We start from the raw sequence: 13,764 nt of genomic DNA, 5'->3' as shown, positions 1-13,764 counted from the left end.
CTGTTTTTCAGTATTAAACAGGACGGTCAGCGGTTGTTAGGGTGGAGTGCCTATCAGGAGAACGCAACGATGGACTTTACAGGTAAAACCGCAATCGTGACCGGCGCCGCCCGGGGCTTGGGCTTCAGCTATGCGCGGGAGTTGGCGCGTCTGGGGGCGCAAGTGGTGATCAGTGATATCGGCGCCGACACGCTGGGCGAGGGGGCCGACCCACAGGTGGTGCAGGCCGCCGCGCTGGCGCTTCAGGGCGAAGGGCTGCAGGTGGTCGGCCACGCAACCGACCTGTCGGGTGAAGCGGGTTGTCGAGCATTGATCGAGTGCGCCATCAGCCATTTCGGGCAGCTCGACATCCTGATCCACAATGCCGGCTGGGTCGGTTATCAACCCATCGAGGCCGCCGACGCGGCATTTATCCGTAGGGCCATGGACATCAATGTCTACGCGCCGATCTGGCTTGGCAAACACGCATGGCCCTACCTCAAGCAATCCGCCGCACCGCGCATCGTGCTCACCACCTCGGACCGCGCGATGTACACGCAATATGCCCAGCCGGGCCTGGTGGCCTACAGCGCCGGCAAGATGGCGCAACTGGGGATCATGAATGCGTTGAGCGGGGAAGGGGCCGAGGCGGGGATCCTGGTGAATGCCATCTCGCCCGTGGCCAAGACCCGCATGTGGGGCGTGACCGGTGCGCCAGCTAACCTCAAGCCAGAATCGGTAACCCCCGGCGTACTCTTCCTGGCCTCGGCGCAGTGCCAGGACAGCGGCTACATCCTGCGGGCCAGTAACGGGCAGTTCACTGCCACGCGTTTTGTTGAAAACCCGGGTGTCAGTTACCCGGTTGATCTGGCGCGGCCCAAGGCCTCGACCGCCGAGCAAGTAGCAGCATCCTGGACCCGGATAAAGGCGCATCCAGATCCCGGCGCACAATGATTTGCGGGTGCCCTCACACTGGCTTGAACTTGACGATGCGCAAGGCAGGAGGACATGCTCGACACCCTTCCGATTAAAGGCTCGACCATGGACAACAGCCCCGTTCGCATCCACACCGAAGAACTGCTCTCGGACAACTGGTACGTGCTGAAAAAGTACACCTTCGACCTGCGCCGCCGCGACGGCAGTTGGCAGTCCCAGACCCGCGAGATCTATGACCGGGGCAATGGCGCGACCATCCTGCTGTACAACCGCGAGCAGCGCACGTTGTTGCTGATTCGCCAGTTCCGCATGCCCACTTTCGTCAATGGCTACCACGGCTACCTGATCGAGTCCGCCGCCGGCCTGCTGGACAACGCCAGCCCCGAGGAGCGCATTCGCCTGGAGGCCGAGGAAGAGACGGGCTACCGCGTGGGCCACGTGGAAAAAATCTACTCGGCCTTCATGAGCCCGGGCTCCGTCACTGAGCGCATTCACTTTTTCATCGGCGAATATCAGCCGGGCGACCGGGTCAGTGATGGCGGCGGGCTGGAAGAAGAAGGCGAGGACATCGAGGTGCTGGAGCTGGGGTTTGAGGCCGCGTTGTCCATGGTGCAACGTGGCGAGATCGTCGACGGCAAGACCATCATGCTGTTGCAGTATCTTGAATTGCGGATGTTGAAAGAGGGCTGGTGATGTCGCGTCGGTTGTCGGTGGTGCTGGCGGTGTTGTTGGCCGGATGCGGTGGTGCGAGTGCTGCGCAAACGCCGGTCGGTGACGGTGGTGTTCCCGCGTTCTATACCTGGGCCGACAAGATGCCCGCATCGCCCGGGCAGATGCTGCGCAGCGAGCCGTTGACGGCCGTGCAAAGCCTGGCCGAGGCGGGGCAGAATATCCGGATCCTGTACACGTCCACCGATGGCATCGACCCCCGCAAACACGTGGTTGTCTCCGGTGCGCTGTTCCTGCCCAAGGGCACGCCGCCGTCGGGTGGGTGGCCGCTGATGGCGTGGGCCCATGGCACGGTGGGCAGCGCTGATGTTTGCGCGCCCTCGTTCACCCGCCGCAGCCCGCGGGACACGCGTTATCTCAACTATTGGCTGGGACAAGGCTACGCCGTCGTTGCCACCGATTACCAAGGGCTCGGGACGCCCGGCCTGCATCTATATGGGCTGACCAGCCCGCTGGCGTATGGCGTGCTCGACAGCATCCGTGCGGTGATCGCCGGTGGTTTTGATCTCTCCAAACGTGTCGTGGTGTTCGGCCAGTCCCAGGGTGGGCGTGCCGCCTTCGCCACGGCGGTCTATGCCAAGGACTATGCGCCGGAGTTGGACATCGTCGGCGTTGTCGCCACCGGTACGCCTTACGCTGCGACCCATAAAACCGGAGACAGTGCCGAGCTGGAAAAAGCCCGCAGCTCGGTGGTACCGACCTTCGCCTACAACCTGCTGCGCCTCGGCACGGTCACGTTGTTTGATCCTTCGTTCAATCCCGCCGACTATTTGAGCGCGCGCGCAATGCCGGCGTTCGGGATCAGCCAGCGCGGTTGCTTGCATGCCATCGAGCAGCGGGTGGTCGCCGACGGGCTGACCTTCAATGACAGCTTCAAGCGCTCGCCGAAAGCGGCTCTCGACAAGGTCTACCGCGAGTCGGCGTATCCGACGCTGAAGACCGATATTCCGGTTTTCATCGGCACCGGGGGCAAGGACCAGGACGTGTTTGTGCCCGGGCAGAAGGCCCTGGTCAGGGACGCGTGCAAGGCGGGGGACAGGATCGAATGGCATTTCTACCCCGAGCTTGATCACTCGGCCACGGTCAATGGGTCGCTGGCGGACTCGACGCCGTTTGTGCGCAAGGCGTTTGCCGCAGAGCGGATTCCCGGCAACTGCGGGTTGTAAAAGCAGGAGCCGCCCGGCTCCTGCAACGGCCTTCAGGCCAGCTTTACGTCCATGGTGATTCGCGCGGTAAATACCAACTTCCCCTCCGCATCGAGCATGTCCACCGGCACTATCTTGTCGCCCGCCGTCTGCCAATCAATCCCCTCGCCATTGGCCGTTGCCGTAACGCTGCTTTTGGCCTTGGCCAGGTATTGCACCGTCATCCCCTTGGGAATCCAGCGCGCGCCAGTTGGCACGGACACATCCGTCATTGTCCCTGCCGCCAGTTCCGCAGCGTTGCACATGGCGATCGCATGCACCGTCCCCAGGTGGTTGGTGACGGCCTTGCTGAACGGTACTTCAACCACCGCCAACCCCGGGCGCAACTGGGTGATCAGTGGGTTGATGGTGCTGAAGTAGGGCGCCATCTGGCACGCCAGTTTGCTGAACGCTTCGGGGCCGACGCTGTTGAACATACTCAGGTACTGACTCATGGTGCTGCCTCGCTGATGATTCGGATTTACGGAATGTTGTTCCGTTACAGAATAATATTCTGTAACGGAACGGTATTCTGCTCATGGGAAATCTGTCAAGCTGCCCCGACGTATCCCTTTCAACGATTGAGTTCGTGTTCAGCATGCAAACCCCGGATCTGCTCCAGCGCTGCTTCCCCGGCCGAAGGGCCGAATTGAAGCGCGACATCTTCACGGCCGCCCTCGACCTGTTCAACGAACAAGGCCTTGAAGCCACCACCATCGAGATGATTCGCGCCCGATGCGACACCAGCGTCGGCGCCATCTACCACCACTTCGGCAACAAGGAAGGATTGGTCGCCGCGCTGTTCTTTACCGCGCTGGATGATCAGGCCGAATTGCGTGCGCGCTACCTGGAATCAGCGAGCACGGCGAAGGAGGGGGTTTACGCGCTGGTGCACAGCTATGTGGATTGGGTGGACAGCGAGCCGCAGTGGGCGCGTTTCCAATACCACGCGCGTTTCGCCGTGACCAAGGGCCCGTTCGCTGCCGAGCTGGAAAGCCGCAACCAGTCGCGCAATGGGTTGCTGAAGGAGTGGTTGGCGCTGCCCGGGCGTGGTGATCAGCTCAACCAACTGCCCGCAGAACTGTGGCCGTCACTGATCATCGGCCAGGCCGACAGCTATTGCCGCGCCTGGTTGGCCGGACGGGCGACCAGCAGCCCGCGGATTTACCGCGAGGTGCTGGCCGAAGCAGCGTGGCGTTCGGTGGGTGGCCGTTAGGCGAACCGGCGCAGCGAAAACGCCGACAAGTCGATGGCGCTTTTGCCGTCCACGCATTGCTGCGCCAATGCTTCGCCGATCGCGGCCGAGTGCTTGAAACCGTGCCCGGAGCAGGCGCTGACCACCGTCACGTTTTCCAGGTGCGGATGCTGGTCGATGATGAAACCGTAGTCCGGTGTCAGGGTGTAAGTGCAGACAGCCGTTTTCAGTACCTGAGAAGTCACACCGCCAACCTTGCCCGCGAGATGGGCGCTGAACATGGCGTCAGATTCGGCAGGGCTGACCTGTCGATTGACCGCCTCGGGCGTGGTCGCGACGGCACGTTGCTCGCAGGCGACCTTCATACTGTGTTCCCCGGCAATCGGCGGGAAGCCGTAGCAGTTGTCGTCCTCGCCCGGCCCGTGGGCAAGAATGAAGGTGGGTGAGTTCGGGGGGAATACCGATGGCTCGGCCAGCTTGAACCAGTACAGGTTCTGGCGGCACACCGTCAGCAGCGTATCGAAGGGGGCGCCGAGCAACTCGGCGCTCCACATGCCGGCGCAGACGATCACCTTGCCGGCGCGCACTGTGTGCGTCTCTGTGCTGATGGTCACCTCGCCGTTGTCCGATTGCAGCTGGCTGACCACGGCGCCGGTCAGTGTCTCAGCCCCCAGTTGGCGGGCAAGGGTCAGTTGGGCCTCAATGCAGCGCTCAGGCTTGACGTAGCCGCCACCCGGTTCGAAATAGCCCACGGCATTGTCTTCAAGCCCGGCAAATTGCGCAAAGCGCCCGCGAATCTGTTCGGCGTTCAGCACCTCATGGGGAATGCCGTAGGCCTTGCCCAGCGCGATGGTCTGGCGGGTGAAGTCCGCGATACCGTGCTGTGGCGCGGCAGGTTCGCCACTGCTCATGACCAGCACGCCGCATTGCTCGAACAGGCTCACATCAAGCTCGGCTTCCAGCTCGCGCCAGATCTGTTGCGAGCGGATCACCAGCGGCACATAGGCCGCCCCTTCGCCGACGGCTTGGCGGGTGATGCGCGTGTCGCCATGGCTGGAACCCTGGTCATGGGGTGGCGCAAAGCGGTCGATGCCAATGGCGTGAACCCCGCGCCGGGCCAGTTGATAGAGCGTGGCAGCGCCCATGGCGCCGAGTCCGATCACGGCTACGTCGTAGTGCAGCGCTGGCATATCCTGACTCCTTCAGAAGGGGGAGCCGACCGTATCACGCACACGGCACCGGCGTCGTCGCCACTTGATAGCGTTGATCAAAATCATCCGCCAACTGCTCCAGCGTCACCTCGCCCAAACGCTGCAGCAATAACGCCTGGGCGTCATCAAAGGCCTGGTTCAGCGCGGCATTCACGGCCTGTTCCACCAGGCACTGCGGGTGATCGGTAGACAGGCCGACCGCAAAGATCGACGAGGTGCCCAGGGCGTTGTGGATGTCCAGCAAGGTGATTTCGCTCAGCGGCTTGCCCAGCATCCAGCCGCCCTGGTGGCCTTTCTCCGAGCGTACATAACCCTTTTCCTTGAGCAGGCCCAAAGTGCGGCGTACCACCACCGCGTTGGTACCGAGCATCTGCGCGATGGTCTCCGAGGTGGCGCGTTCTTCATGGCGGCCCATGTGGATCAGCACGTGGAGCATGCGTGATAGGCGGGTGTCGTTTCTCATCTGCAGGCCTCTGGATTTCCTGCCCGAAAGTATCGTTCGTAACGATTGGAGTTGCGAGACTCTTGACGAAGTATTTTTATGTAACTTATGGTGTGTCGTGAGTGCCCGGCAACCGCTGCAAGGGCCACCAGAGAGGTCATCTTCATGGTTTACGACGTGATTATCGTGGGCGGCAGCTACGCCGGAATGTCGGCCGGCCTGCAACTGGCGCGGGCCCGGCGCAAGGTGCTGGTGATTGATGCCGGGCAGCGGCGCAACCGTTTTGCGGCCACCTCCCATGGTTTCCTCAGCCAGGATGGGCAGCCGCCGGAGCTGATCGCGGCTGAAGGGCGAGGGCAGTTGATGGAGTACCCGACGGTGACCTGGGTGCAAGACACGGCCGTCGAGGCGACTCGCAGCCAGGACGGTTTTTGGGTGCAAACCCGCTGTAATGGTGGGTTCAACGCTCGGCGCTTGATTCTCGCCACCGGCGTGGTGGATGAATTGCCCGAGGTCGACGGCCTGCAAGAGCGTTGGGGCAAACATGTATTCCACTGCCCCTATTGCCACGGTTATGAGCTGGATCAGGGCCGCATCGGCGTATTGGCGACTTCACCGTTGGCGATGCATCACGCGATGCTGCTGCCGGACTGGGGCACCACCACGCTGTTCACCAACGGCGTATTTGTGCCGGATGCCGAGCAGCAGGCGCAGCTGGATCGGCGCGCAGTTCGTGTTGAAAGCCAGTGGGTGCGGCGGATTGTCGGTGAGCGGGCGGATGTCGAATTGGCAGACGGCCGGGTGATCGCCCTGGACGGCATCTTCACGATGTCCCGTACCCGCATGGCCAGCCCGTTGGCCGAGCAGTTGGGGTGTGAATGTGTCGAAGGACCGACCGGGCCTTATCTCCTCACCAACGACACGCGCCAGACCACAGTGCCCGGCGTGTATGCCTGTGGAGATGCCAACCTGGCCGGCGGCTCGGTAGCGCTGGCGGTCGGCGAGGGTGTGCGCGCCGGGGTAGGCGCGCACTTTTCGATGATTTTCAGCTGAGGTTTCAGTGCTGGGTTGAATCGGTGATATTGAATTTCCCATCGCCGATTTCTGCAGTTTGCTCATCGCCAAAACGATCAATCCATTCGAATTTGCAGTGGTTGAAGGTCCCTTCAATGTGTGGCGTGTGGGGCTTGAGTGTAAATTCGACGGTGCCTTGATGGGCTTTGACGATTACACCGCTGGTTTGGCGGATATAACGTAGTTCAACGTCGGTATTGCCTGGGCCCAAATGGTGTACGCCGTTCGGGGTGCCCTCGAGAATCCTGACAGCAATGATGACCTTGGGATCATTGATGGGAGGGTCGTATTCGTCTTGTATGCCATTGAAGACCCAATACGCAGGGAACTCGGGTGATGGGGATTCTTTCCAGAGGTTGACAATCTCTGCATCGAATTTTTTGTATGACGGAACTGAGGCGTTCACCTTGGCCGTGAGTGTTCCGCGCGCAGCAGGCGTGGCGGTGTTGATCCAAGGTTGGCTGAGCTTTTCAATCTCGGCCGTGGGCGTGGGGCGATTGGTTTTCTGAGTCATGGTTGTCGCTCCTGAGGGCGGGCTCACCCTTGATGGGGTGAGATCGCCCTGATCTTAGGCGCGACAGGTGTCGTCAGATACTGTCAACGTTGACAGGTATCAAAGGCGAGAAATGCATAGAAGCAGGCTATTCAGCGCACCAGGCACGGGCGCTTGTTATCGAACGTCCAGCCCGGAATCATGAACTGCATCGCCACGCTGTCATTGCGTGCACCCAGGCCCATGCCTTTGTACAGCTCATGGGCGTGGGCCACGGCATCCATGTCGATATCCACCCCCAGGCCCGGCTTGGCCGGAACCTTGATATGCCCGTCGACAATCTTCAGCGGCGCCTTGGTCAGGCGCTGGCCGTCCTGCCAGATCCAGTGGGTGTCGATGGCGGTGATTTCCCCCGGTGCGGCGGCGGCCACCTGGGTGAACATCGCCAGGGAAATGTCGAAGTGATTGTTGGAGTGCGAGCCCCAGGTCAGGCCCCATTCGTGGCACATCTGCGCCACTCGCACCGAGCCTTGCATGGTCCAGAAGTGCGGGTCGGCGAGGGGAATGTCCACCGACTGCAACTGGATCGCGTGGCCCATTTCCCGCCAGTCGGTGGCGATCATGTTGGTGGCGGTGGGCAGCCCGGTGGCACGGCGGAACTCGGCCATGACCTCGCGCCCGGAGTAGCCGTTTTCCGCGCCACACGGATCTTCGGCGTAGGCCAGTACATGATGCTGGTCGCGGCACAGGGCGATGGCTTCTTTCAGCGACCAGGCGCCGTTGGGGTCCAGGGTGATGCGCGCATCGGGGAAGCGTTCGGCCAGTGCGGTGACCGCCTCGATTTCCTCGGCGCCGCGCAGTACGCCGCCCTTGAGTTTGAAATCGTTGAAGCCGTATTGCGCCTTGGCCGCCTCTGCCAGGCGCACGATGGCGTCGGGGGTCATGGCTTGCTCATGTCGCAGGCGGAACCAGTCATCGGCCTGTTCTTCGCTGCGATAGGCCAGGTCGGTTTGCTGGCGATCACCGATGTAGAACAGGTAGCCGAGCATCTTCACCGCGTCGCGCTGCTGGCCTTCACCGAGCAATGCCGCTACCGGCACTTCAAGGAACTGGCCGAGCAAATCCAGAAGTGCTGCTTCCATCGCCGTGACGGCATGGATGGTGATGCGCAGGTCAAAGGTCTGCAAACCCCGGCCCGCCGAATCCCGTGCGGCGAAGGTCTGGCGCATGGCATTGAGAATGCTCTGGTACTGGCCGATGGGCTTGCCGATCACCAGGCTGCGGGCGTCTTCCAGGGTCTCGCGGATGCGTTCGCCGCCGGGCACTTCACCGACGCCGGTACGGCCGGCGCTGTCGGTGAGGATCACGATATTGCGCGTAAAAAATGGCCCGTGGGCGCCGCTGAGGTTGAGCAGCATGCTGTCGTGGCCGGCCACCGGGATGACTTGCAGGCCGGTAACCACCGGGGCGCCGTTGGCGTGGTGCTGGTGTTCTGTGTTCATCGTGTAGTCCTTATTTGCTCAAGACGGGGGCGGGTTGCAGCACGCTGCTGGTGGTCGGGCCGGGCAGGGTCCTGGCGAAGAACACCAGGATCGCCGCAAGGATTGACGTGCCCGCCAGGCCATACAAACCGCCCTGGATCGAACCGGTGGTCTGTTCCAGAAAGCCGAAGGTGGTGGGCGCGACAAACCCGCCGAGGTTGCCGATGGAGTTGATCAGCGCGATCACTGCGGCGGCGATCCGTGCATCCAGGTAACCCTGGGGAATCGGCCAGAACAGCGAGGACGCCGACTTGAAGCCAATCGCTGCAAAGCAGATGGCGATAAACGCAAAGATCGGCCCGCCGGTGGTGGACAGGAACATGCCGATCGCAGCGATCACCAGTGCAGCAGCGACCCAGGCCTGCTGGAACTTGAACTTGCCCGCCAGTGCGGCGAAGGCGTACATCGCGATGATCGAAATCAGCCACGGGATGGAGTTGTAGAAACCCACCTGGATGTCGCTCAGGTCACCCATTTTCTTGATGATGCTCGGCAGCCAGAAGGTGGCGGCGTAGATCGTCAGCTGGATGCAGAAGTACAGGGCGCAGAACAGCATGATCTGGCGGTCCTTGAGCAGCTTGCCCAGGGTCGGCTTGACCGTGGTGGCGGCGTCTCGCTCACGCTGTTCGCGGTCGATCTCGCCCACCAGTGCGTCCTTCTCTTCAAGGCTCAGCCACTTGGCGTCATGGGGCTTGGAGTCGAGCCAGAACCACACGAAAAAGCACAGCAGCACCGAGGCCATGCCTTCGATGATGTACATCCATTGCCAGCCATGCAGGCCCAGCCCGGTGATTTGCAGCAGCACGCCAGACAGGGGGCCGGAGATCAGCGAGGCGAGGGCCGAGCCGCTGAGGAAGATCGCAATCGCCTTGCCGCGTTCGACGCCAGGCAGCCAGCGGGTGAAGTAGTAGATCACTCCGGGGAAGAAGCCGGCCTCGGCCACGCCCAGCAGGAAGCGCAGGATGTAGAAGTGGGTTTCGTTCTGGATGAAGGCCATCAGCGTGGCGGTGATGCCCCAGGTGAACATGATGCGGGTCAGCCAGATGCGCGCGCCGACTTTTTGCAGGAGCATGTTGGAGGGTACTTCGAACAGCGCGTAGCCGATGAAGAACAACCCGGCGCCGAAGCCGTAGGCGGCTGCACCAATGCCCAGGTCGTGTTCCATGTGGGTACGCACAAAGCCGATGTTGACGCGGTCGATGTAGTTGACGATGAACATGATCACGAACAGCGGGAGCACGTGGCTCTTCACTTTCTTGATCGCGCGGGCCAGGACCGGGTCGGTGGCAGGCGCAGCTGTCGCAGGGCTGGAAGGGGTCACGAGGTAAAACTCCCACTGATTATTGTTGTGCGGGGGATAGGCTCGGGTTGCCGGAGATGTCTGACAACTTGATAGACATCATACAACTGCAATTTCAGAGATGGCAACACTTTGTAGGAGCAAGCTTGCTCGCGATAAACGCCAACGATTACGCGGATATTTTGGGGAATTACGGGGTGGCGGGTTTTTCCGCGAGCAAACTCGCTCCTACAGGTATTTGTTTGTTGTCATACAAGTAGGTGCGCATAAAAATGCTAGTATCGCCAGGCGCCCCTGAACGGAATTCCTGATGCAAACCCCAACCTCGGCACCTCAGCGCAAGCGCTCTCCGGGCCTTGCCCATGACATCGTCACCGCCTTGACCCAGCAGATTCTCCTGGGGCAAATGGCACCGGGCGAGAAGCTGCCGTCCGAGTCGGCCATCGTCGGCGAGTACGGCGTCAGTCGCACGGTGGTACGCGAAGCGCTCTCCAAACTGCAGGCTGCCGGGCTGGTGGAAACCCGCCACGGTGTCGGCACCTTCGTGTTGGAACGCGATGAGCGCCACGGCCTGCACCTGACCCACGACACCGCCGCCAGCGTGCGCGGTATTCTGGAGTTGCGCATGGGCCTGGAAACCCAGGCGGCCGCGCTGGCGGCCTTGCGTCGTACCGATGAACAACTGCAGCAGATGCGCCAGGCGCTGGATGATTACCAGGACTCACTGGCCAACAACGACAGCGCCGTTGAGCCCGACGTGCGCTTCCATCGGCTGATCGCCCAGGCCACCGGCAATACCTATTTCACCGATGTGATTTATCACCTGGGCAACTCGGTGATCCCGCGCACCCGGATCAACGCCGAAGAGCGCGGCGACGCGGATTTGATGGAGCTGGGGCGGCTGGCGAACCTGGAGCACGAAGCGATCCTGAAAGCCATCCGCCGCCAGGACCCGGACGCGGCCAGAGCCGCCATGCTGCTGCATTTGAGCAACAGCCTGGAGCGGATGACCGGGGAGTAGGCGAGCTTATTTGCTGTCCAGGAAGTCCAGCAATGCGGCGTTGAACAGGGCCGGGTCCTGCAGGAATGCGAAGTGGCTGGTGTTCGGCAGAATCAGCAGGCCCGCACCCGGAATGGTCGAGGCGATGTACTCGGTGTGTTCACGCTTGATCGCCTCATCGTGGTCGCCGTCGACAATCAGGATCGGGGTCTTGATGGCAGCCAGTTGTGCGTCTGTCCAGTTAGGCTGGCTGGCCCACATGTGGCTGATCTGCTCGACGAAGGCGTCGTACTCTTTCGGCGTCGGCGAGAGTTTGGCGTACTCTTTGCCGGCGCGTTCGATGAAGGCAGCGAAGGTCGGGTTCTTCTCTACGCCATCCTTGACCCCGGACGTCTGGGTGTTGGCGGCAAAGGCAAACACCTTGCCGATTCGGTCCGGGTGGCGCAGGGCAAGATCGATGCCGATGATGGCGCCGTCGCTCCAGCCGACGATATCGGCACGGGGGATTTTCAGGCTGTCGAGCACAGCGACCACATCATCGGCCATCAGGTCGTAACCGTAGGGTTTTTCGTCCCGGGAGCTGCGCCCGTGGCCACGACTGTCGAGGCTGATGACCGTGTGTTTGGCGGCCAGCGCCTTGACCTGGTTGCCCCAGTAGTCGGAATTGGACAGGCCGCCGTGCAGCAGGATGACCGGCGAGCCATGCCCGGTTTTGGTGTAGTAGACCTTGATGCCGTTGACGGCTGCATAGCCGGTCTTGGCGCCCGCAATCGGTGCCGGGGTCGGCGGAAGGGCCTCCCACCGTTCTGCGGCATTAACCGCAGAGAAAGACAGCAAAAGGCAGGCGGTTGCCAATAAGCGAAGTGACATGGCGATTCCTTTTTCAGTGTGCAGCGAGAAGTCATCCCGACGGATGTGGGCTCGACTCTAGCACCCTGCGAGCTGTCGAAAACACGCATTTTTTCCTATCAAAATCCGCCGTTGAAAAGAAAAAAATAGCGTTATATCAATGGAATAAAATCGTCTTTTGCATAGTGGAGCAAAGGTTTCAACTGGTGGTTTTGCGTCGTTTCTCTCCAGGGGCATTTTCTTCAATACCTGGATTCATCCGCCCCTTAAGGTTCAGCTCATACCGCACAACAAAAAGGAACTGCAATGAGCTTGATCATTTCCATGGCCGCCTTCGCCCTGGCCACATCCATCACCCCGGGACCAGTGAATGTGGTGGCCATCAGTTCAGGAGCGCGCTTCGGGTTTGCCGCCAGCCAAAAGCACGTAGCCGGCGCCGCGCTGGGATTTACCTTGTTGCTGGTACTGATTGGCCTGGGGCTGCATGAGGTGCTGGTGCGCTGGCCGTTGCTGACCCAATTGATTCAATGGGGCGGGGTGGCATTCCTGTTGTACATGGCCTGGAAGCTGGCGGTCGACGATGGGCGCCTGGAGGCAGACGGCACTGCCACGGCGCCATCGATGCTCTATGGGGCGATCATGCAGTGGCTCAACCCCAAGGCCTGGCTGGCGTGTGTGGCGGGGATGGGCTTGTTCGTGGCCGATGGCGATGCGCAACAGGTCTGGCTGTTTGCGACGATCTACCTGGTGATCTGCTACCTGTCGGTGGCGTGTTGGGCCTACGCCGGGACGTTCCTGCGGCGCTACCTGAGCAACCCTCGGGGCATGCGCCTGTTCAATCGCTCGATGGCGGGGTTGCTGGTGGCCAGCGTGGGGTATCTGTTACTGGCCTGAGTCAGCCGCGATATTGACCCGGTGTTGCCGCCAGGTGCTGCTTGAACGTGCGCTGGAAGTGCGCCTGATCGGCAAACCCGGCGGCCAGTGCCACGTCGGCGATCAGCCCGCCATTGCGCAACTGGGTGCGCGCAAACTGGATGCGCCGGTTGACCAGGAACGCATGGGGTGTCATGCCGTAATACTGTTTGAACGCGCGGATCAGGTACGACGGTGACAACTCGGCCGCCTGGCAAATGTCCTCAAGCTTCAAGGCCTCGGTGCAATGCTCGTGTATGTAGTCGGCGGCCCGTTCCAGCTTGTGGTTGACCTCGCGCACCGGTGTTACCGACGGGTTCAGGCGTTGTTGCACCTCAGTGAAAAAACTCACCACCGCGCTCTGCTTGTGCAGGTGCTCGGCCTGCTCGTCCAGCAGCACTTCATACAGTTCGATCAGGCCGTCATACAGCACGACGTCACGGGTATGGGTGGCGGTAAAGGCGCGAAAGCCTTCGTCGGTGCTGAACCCGAGCTGGTGCTGCAGGTCCGTCAGCCAGGCCGTGTCGATGTACAGCATGTGATACGACCAGGGCTGGTCGTAAATCGGATTGCAGGCGTGGACATCGCCAGGGTTCATCAGCACCACGGTGCCGGCGCTGATCTGAAAGGTGGACGCCCCGTGGATATACAGGCTCTGCCCGGCGGTGATCGCGCCGATCGAGAAATGCTCGTGGGAGTGGCGGGTGTAGCAGACCTTGCGCCCGTCGGCGATGGTCCGTGCCTCGATAAACGGCAGGTGTTCATCGCGCCAGAAAGAGGGGGCAGGGTGGTGAGGATTCAGTGACATGATCGACCGTTCACAAGGGGATGCGCGGGGCACGACAATGATTTTTGCATAAAAATCGCCATTGGGCTGCACCGATCGATGCAGCGTGAGCCAGCCTTCATGGTGGGCACG

At 61.5% G+C, this 13,764-nt stretch carries 15 protein-coding genes; 7 read left to right on the top strand and 8 right to left on the bottom strand.

Annotated elements, in window-relative coordinates; translation table 11 throughout:
- Positions 1–69: 69 nt before the first annotated feature.
- The 3 genes from M2400_RS20165 (at position 70) to M2400_RS20155 (ending at position 2,810) form a co-directional block, all read left to right on the top strand.
- Complete coding sequence (locus M2400_RS20165) at positions 70–933, top strand: SDR family NAD(P)-dependent oxidoreductase (RefSeq protein ID WP_177076520.1); 864 nt, start codon at positions 70–72, stop codon at positions 931–933.
- An 87-nt stretch (positions 934–1,020) separates the two neighbouring features.
- Positions 1,021–1,608 (top strand): GDP-mannose pyrophosphatase NudK, encoded by a 588-nt coding sequence (gene nudK / locus M2400_RS20160; protein WP_259197898.1) that lies wholly within the window; start codon positions 1,021–1,023, stop codon positions 1,606–1,608.
- Positions 1,608–2,810 carry a lipase family protein gene (locus tag M2400_RS20155; RefSeq protein WP_259197823.1) on the top strand — a complete coding sequence of 401 codons (1,203 nt, stop codon included), beginning with the start codon at positions 1,608–1,610 and terminating at the stop codon, positions 2,808–2,810. Before nudK ends, M2400_RS20155 begins: the two co-directional genes overlap by 1 nt.
- 32 nt (positions 2,811–2,842) lie before the next feature.
- On the opposite strand, the gene M2400_RS20150 is transcribed toward M2400_RS20155, so the two are convergent.
- Positions 2,843–3,283 (bottom strand): hotdog fold domain-containing protein, encoded by a 441-nt coding sequence (locus tag M2400_RS20150; protein ID WP_259197825.1) that lies wholly within the window; start codon positions 3,281–3,283, stop codon positions 2,843–2,845.
- Between the two features lie 143 nt (positions 3,284–3,426).
- Between M2400_RS20150 and M2400_RS20145 the strand changes: the two genes are divergently transcribed.
- Complete coding sequence (locus M2400_RS20145) at positions 3,427–4,044, top strand: TetR/AcrR family transcriptional regulator (RefSeq protein WP_177041956.1); 618 nt, start codon at positions 3,427–3,429, stop codon at positions 4,042–4,044.
- Here the strand turns inward: M2400_RS20145 and solA are convergent.
- Both solA and M2400_RS20135 read right to left on the bottom strand, forming a co-directional pair.
- Positions 4,041–5,213, bottom strand: a complete 1,173-nt coding sequence (gene solA / locus M2400_RS20140; RefSeq protein ID WP_259197826.1) for an N-methyl-L-tryptophan oxidase — start codon at positions 5,211–5,213, stop codon at positions 4,041–4,043. The genes M2400_RS20145 and solA overlap by 4 nt on opposite strands.
- A 34-nt stretch (positions 5,214–5,247) precedes the next feature.
- Positions 5,248–5,697, bottom strand: a complete 450-nt coding sequence (locus tag M2400_RS20135) for an Rrf2 family transcriptional regulator (protein WP_177041666.1) — start codon at positions 5,695–5,697, stop codon at positions 5,248–5,250.
- A 144-nt stretch (positions 5,698–5,841) separates the two neighbouring features.
- On the opposite strand from M2400_RS20135, the gene M2400_RS20130 reads away from it, so the two are divergent.
- Positions 5,842–6,729, top strand: a complete 888-nt coding sequence (locus tag M2400_RS20130) for an NAD(P)/FAD-dependent oxidoreductase (RefSeq protein ID WP_177041667.1) — start codon at positions 5,842–5,844, stop codon at positions 6,727–6,729.
- A gap of 4 nt (positions 6,730–6,733) precedes the next feature.
- Here M2400_RS20130 and M2400_RS20125 read toward each other — a convergent pair whose 3' ends face one another.
- The 3 genes from M2400_RS20125 to M2400_RS20115 all read right to left on the bottom strand — a co-directional run bounded on the left by M2400_RS20125 (position 6,734) and on the right by M2400_RS20115 (position 10,105).
- Positions 6,734–7,264 (bottom strand): hypothetical protein, encoded by a 531-nt coding sequence (locus M2400_RS20125; protein ID WP_177041668.1) that lies wholly within the window; start codon positions 7,262–7,264, stop codon positions 6,734–6,736.
- A gap of 131 nt (positions 7,265–7,395) precedes the next feature.
- Positions 7,396–8,745, bottom strand: a complete 1,350-nt coding sequence (gudD, locus tag M2400_RS20120) for a glucarate dehydratase (RefSeq protein WP_259197831.1) — start codon at positions 8,743–8,745, stop codon at positions 7,396–7,398.
- Positions 8,746–8,755: 10 nt separating this feature from the next.
- Entirely contained in the window at positions 8,756–10,105 is a 1,350-nt protein-coding gene (locus tag M2400_RS20115; RefSeq protein WP_177076516.1) for an MFS transporter, read from the bottom strand.
- 289 nt (positions 10,106–10,394) lie between these two features.
- On the opposite strand from M2400_RS20115, the gene M2400_RS20110 reads away from it, so the two are divergent.
- The gene (locus tag M2400_RS20110) at positions 10,395–11,105 is read left to right on the top strand and encodes a FadR/GntR family transcriptional regulator (protein WP_177041671.1); all 711 of its coding nucleotides are present in this window, start codon (positions 10,395–10,397) and stop codon (positions 11,103–11,105) included.
- Positions 11,106–11,111: 6 nt separating this feature from the next.
- On the opposite strand, the gene M2400_RS20105 is transcribed toward M2400_RS20110, so the two are convergent.
- Positions 11,112–11,954 (bottom strand): alpha/beta fold hydrolase, encoded by an 843-nt coding sequence (locus M2400_RS20105; protein ID WP_177114609.1) that lies wholly within the window; start codon positions 11,952–11,954, stop codon positions 11,112–11,114.
- A 285-nt stretch (positions 11,955–12,239) separates the two neighbouring features.
- On the opposite strand from M2400_RS20105, the gene M2400_RS20100 reads away from it, so the two are divergent.
- Positions 12,240–12,827, top strand: coding sequence for a LysE family translocator (locus M2400_RS20100; protein ID WP_177041675.1), 588 nt, complete (start codon positions 12,240–12,242; stop codon positions 12,825–12,827).
- Position 12,828: 1 nt separating this feature from the next.
- Here M2400_RS20100 and M2400_RS20095 read toward each other — a convergent pair whose 3' ends face one another.
- Complete coding sequence (locus M2400_RS20095; RefSeq protein WP_259197836.1) at positions 12,829–13,653, bottom strand: AraC family transcriptional regulator; 825 nt, start codon at positions 13,651–13,653, stop codon at positions 12,829–12,831.
- Between the last annotated feature and the right edge of the window lie 111 nt (positions 13,654–13,764).

The organism is Pseudomonas sp. BIGb0558 (genome assembly GCF_024807515.1).
GTDB lineage: Bacteria > Pseudomonadota > Gammaproteobacteria > Pseudomonadales > Pseudomonadaceae > Aquipseudomonas > Aquipseudomonas yamanorum_A.
The sequence above is the reverse complement of the archived record's forward strand: the minus strand, read 5'-3'. Positions and strand labels throughout refer to the sequence as shown.

What these genes read in the sequence shown, in the direction of transcription:
- M2400_RS20145 (WP_177041956.1), top strand. Translation starts at nt 3,427, where the DNA reads ATGCAAACCCCGGATCTGCTCCAGCGCTGCTTCCCCGGCCGAAGGGCC.
- M2400_RS20135 (WP_177041666.1), bottom strand. Translation starts at nt 5,697, where the DNA reads ATGAGAAACGACACCCGCCTATCACGCATGCTCCACGTGCTGATCCAC.
- solA (WP_259197826.1), bottom strand. Translation starts at nt 5,213, where the DNA reads ATGCCAGCGCTGCACTACGACGTAGCCGTGATCGGACTCGGCGCCATG.
- M2400_RS20150 (WP_259197825.1), bottom strand. Translation starts at nt 3,283, where the DNA reads ATGAGTCAGTACCTGAGTATGTTCAACAGCGTCGGCCCCGAAGCGTTC.
- M2400_RS20130 (WP_177041667.1), top strand. Translation starts at nt 5,842, where the DNA reads ATGGTTTACGACGTGATTATCGTGGGCGGCAGCTACGCCGGAATGTCG.
- M2400_RS20155 (WP_259197823.1), top strand. Translation starts at nt 1,608, where the DNA reads ATGTCGCGTCGGTTGTCGGTGGTGCTGGCGGTGTTGTTGGCCGGATGC.
- M2400_RS20165 (WP_177076520.1), top strand. Translation starts at nt 70, where the DNA reads ATGGACTTTACAGGTAAAACCGCAATCGTGACCGGCGCCGCCCGGGGC.
- M2400_RS20110 (WP_177041671.1), top strand. Translation starts at nt 10,395, where the DNA reads ATGCAAACCCCAACCTCGGCACCTCAGCGCAAGCGCTCTCCGGGCCTT.
- gudD (WP_259197831.1), bottom strand. Translation starts at nt 8,745, where the DNA reads ATGAACACAGAACACCAGCACCACGCCAACGGCGCCCCGGTGGTTACC.
- nudK (WP_259197898.1), top strand. Translation starts at nt 1,021, where the DNA reads ATGGACAACAGCCCCGTTCGCATCCACACCGAAGAACTGCTCTCGGAC.
- M2400_RS20100 (WP_177041675.1), top strand. Translation starts at nt 12,240, where the DNA reads ATGAGCTTGATCATTTCCATGGCCGCCTTCGCCCTGGCCACATCCATC.
- M2400_RS20095 (WP_259197836.1), bottom strand. Translation starts at nt 13,653, where the DNA reads ATGTCACTGAATCCTCACCACCCTGCCCCCTCTTTCTGGCGCGATGAA.
- M2400_RS20125 (WP_177041668.1), bottom strand. Translation starts at nt 7,264, where the DNA reads ATGACTCAGAAAACCAATCGCCCCACGCCCACGGCCGAGATTGAAAAG.
- M2400_RS20105 (WP_177114609.1), bottom strand. Translation starts at nt 11,954, where the DNA reads ATGTCACTTCGCTTATTGGCAACCGCCTGCCTTTTGCTGTCTTTCTCT.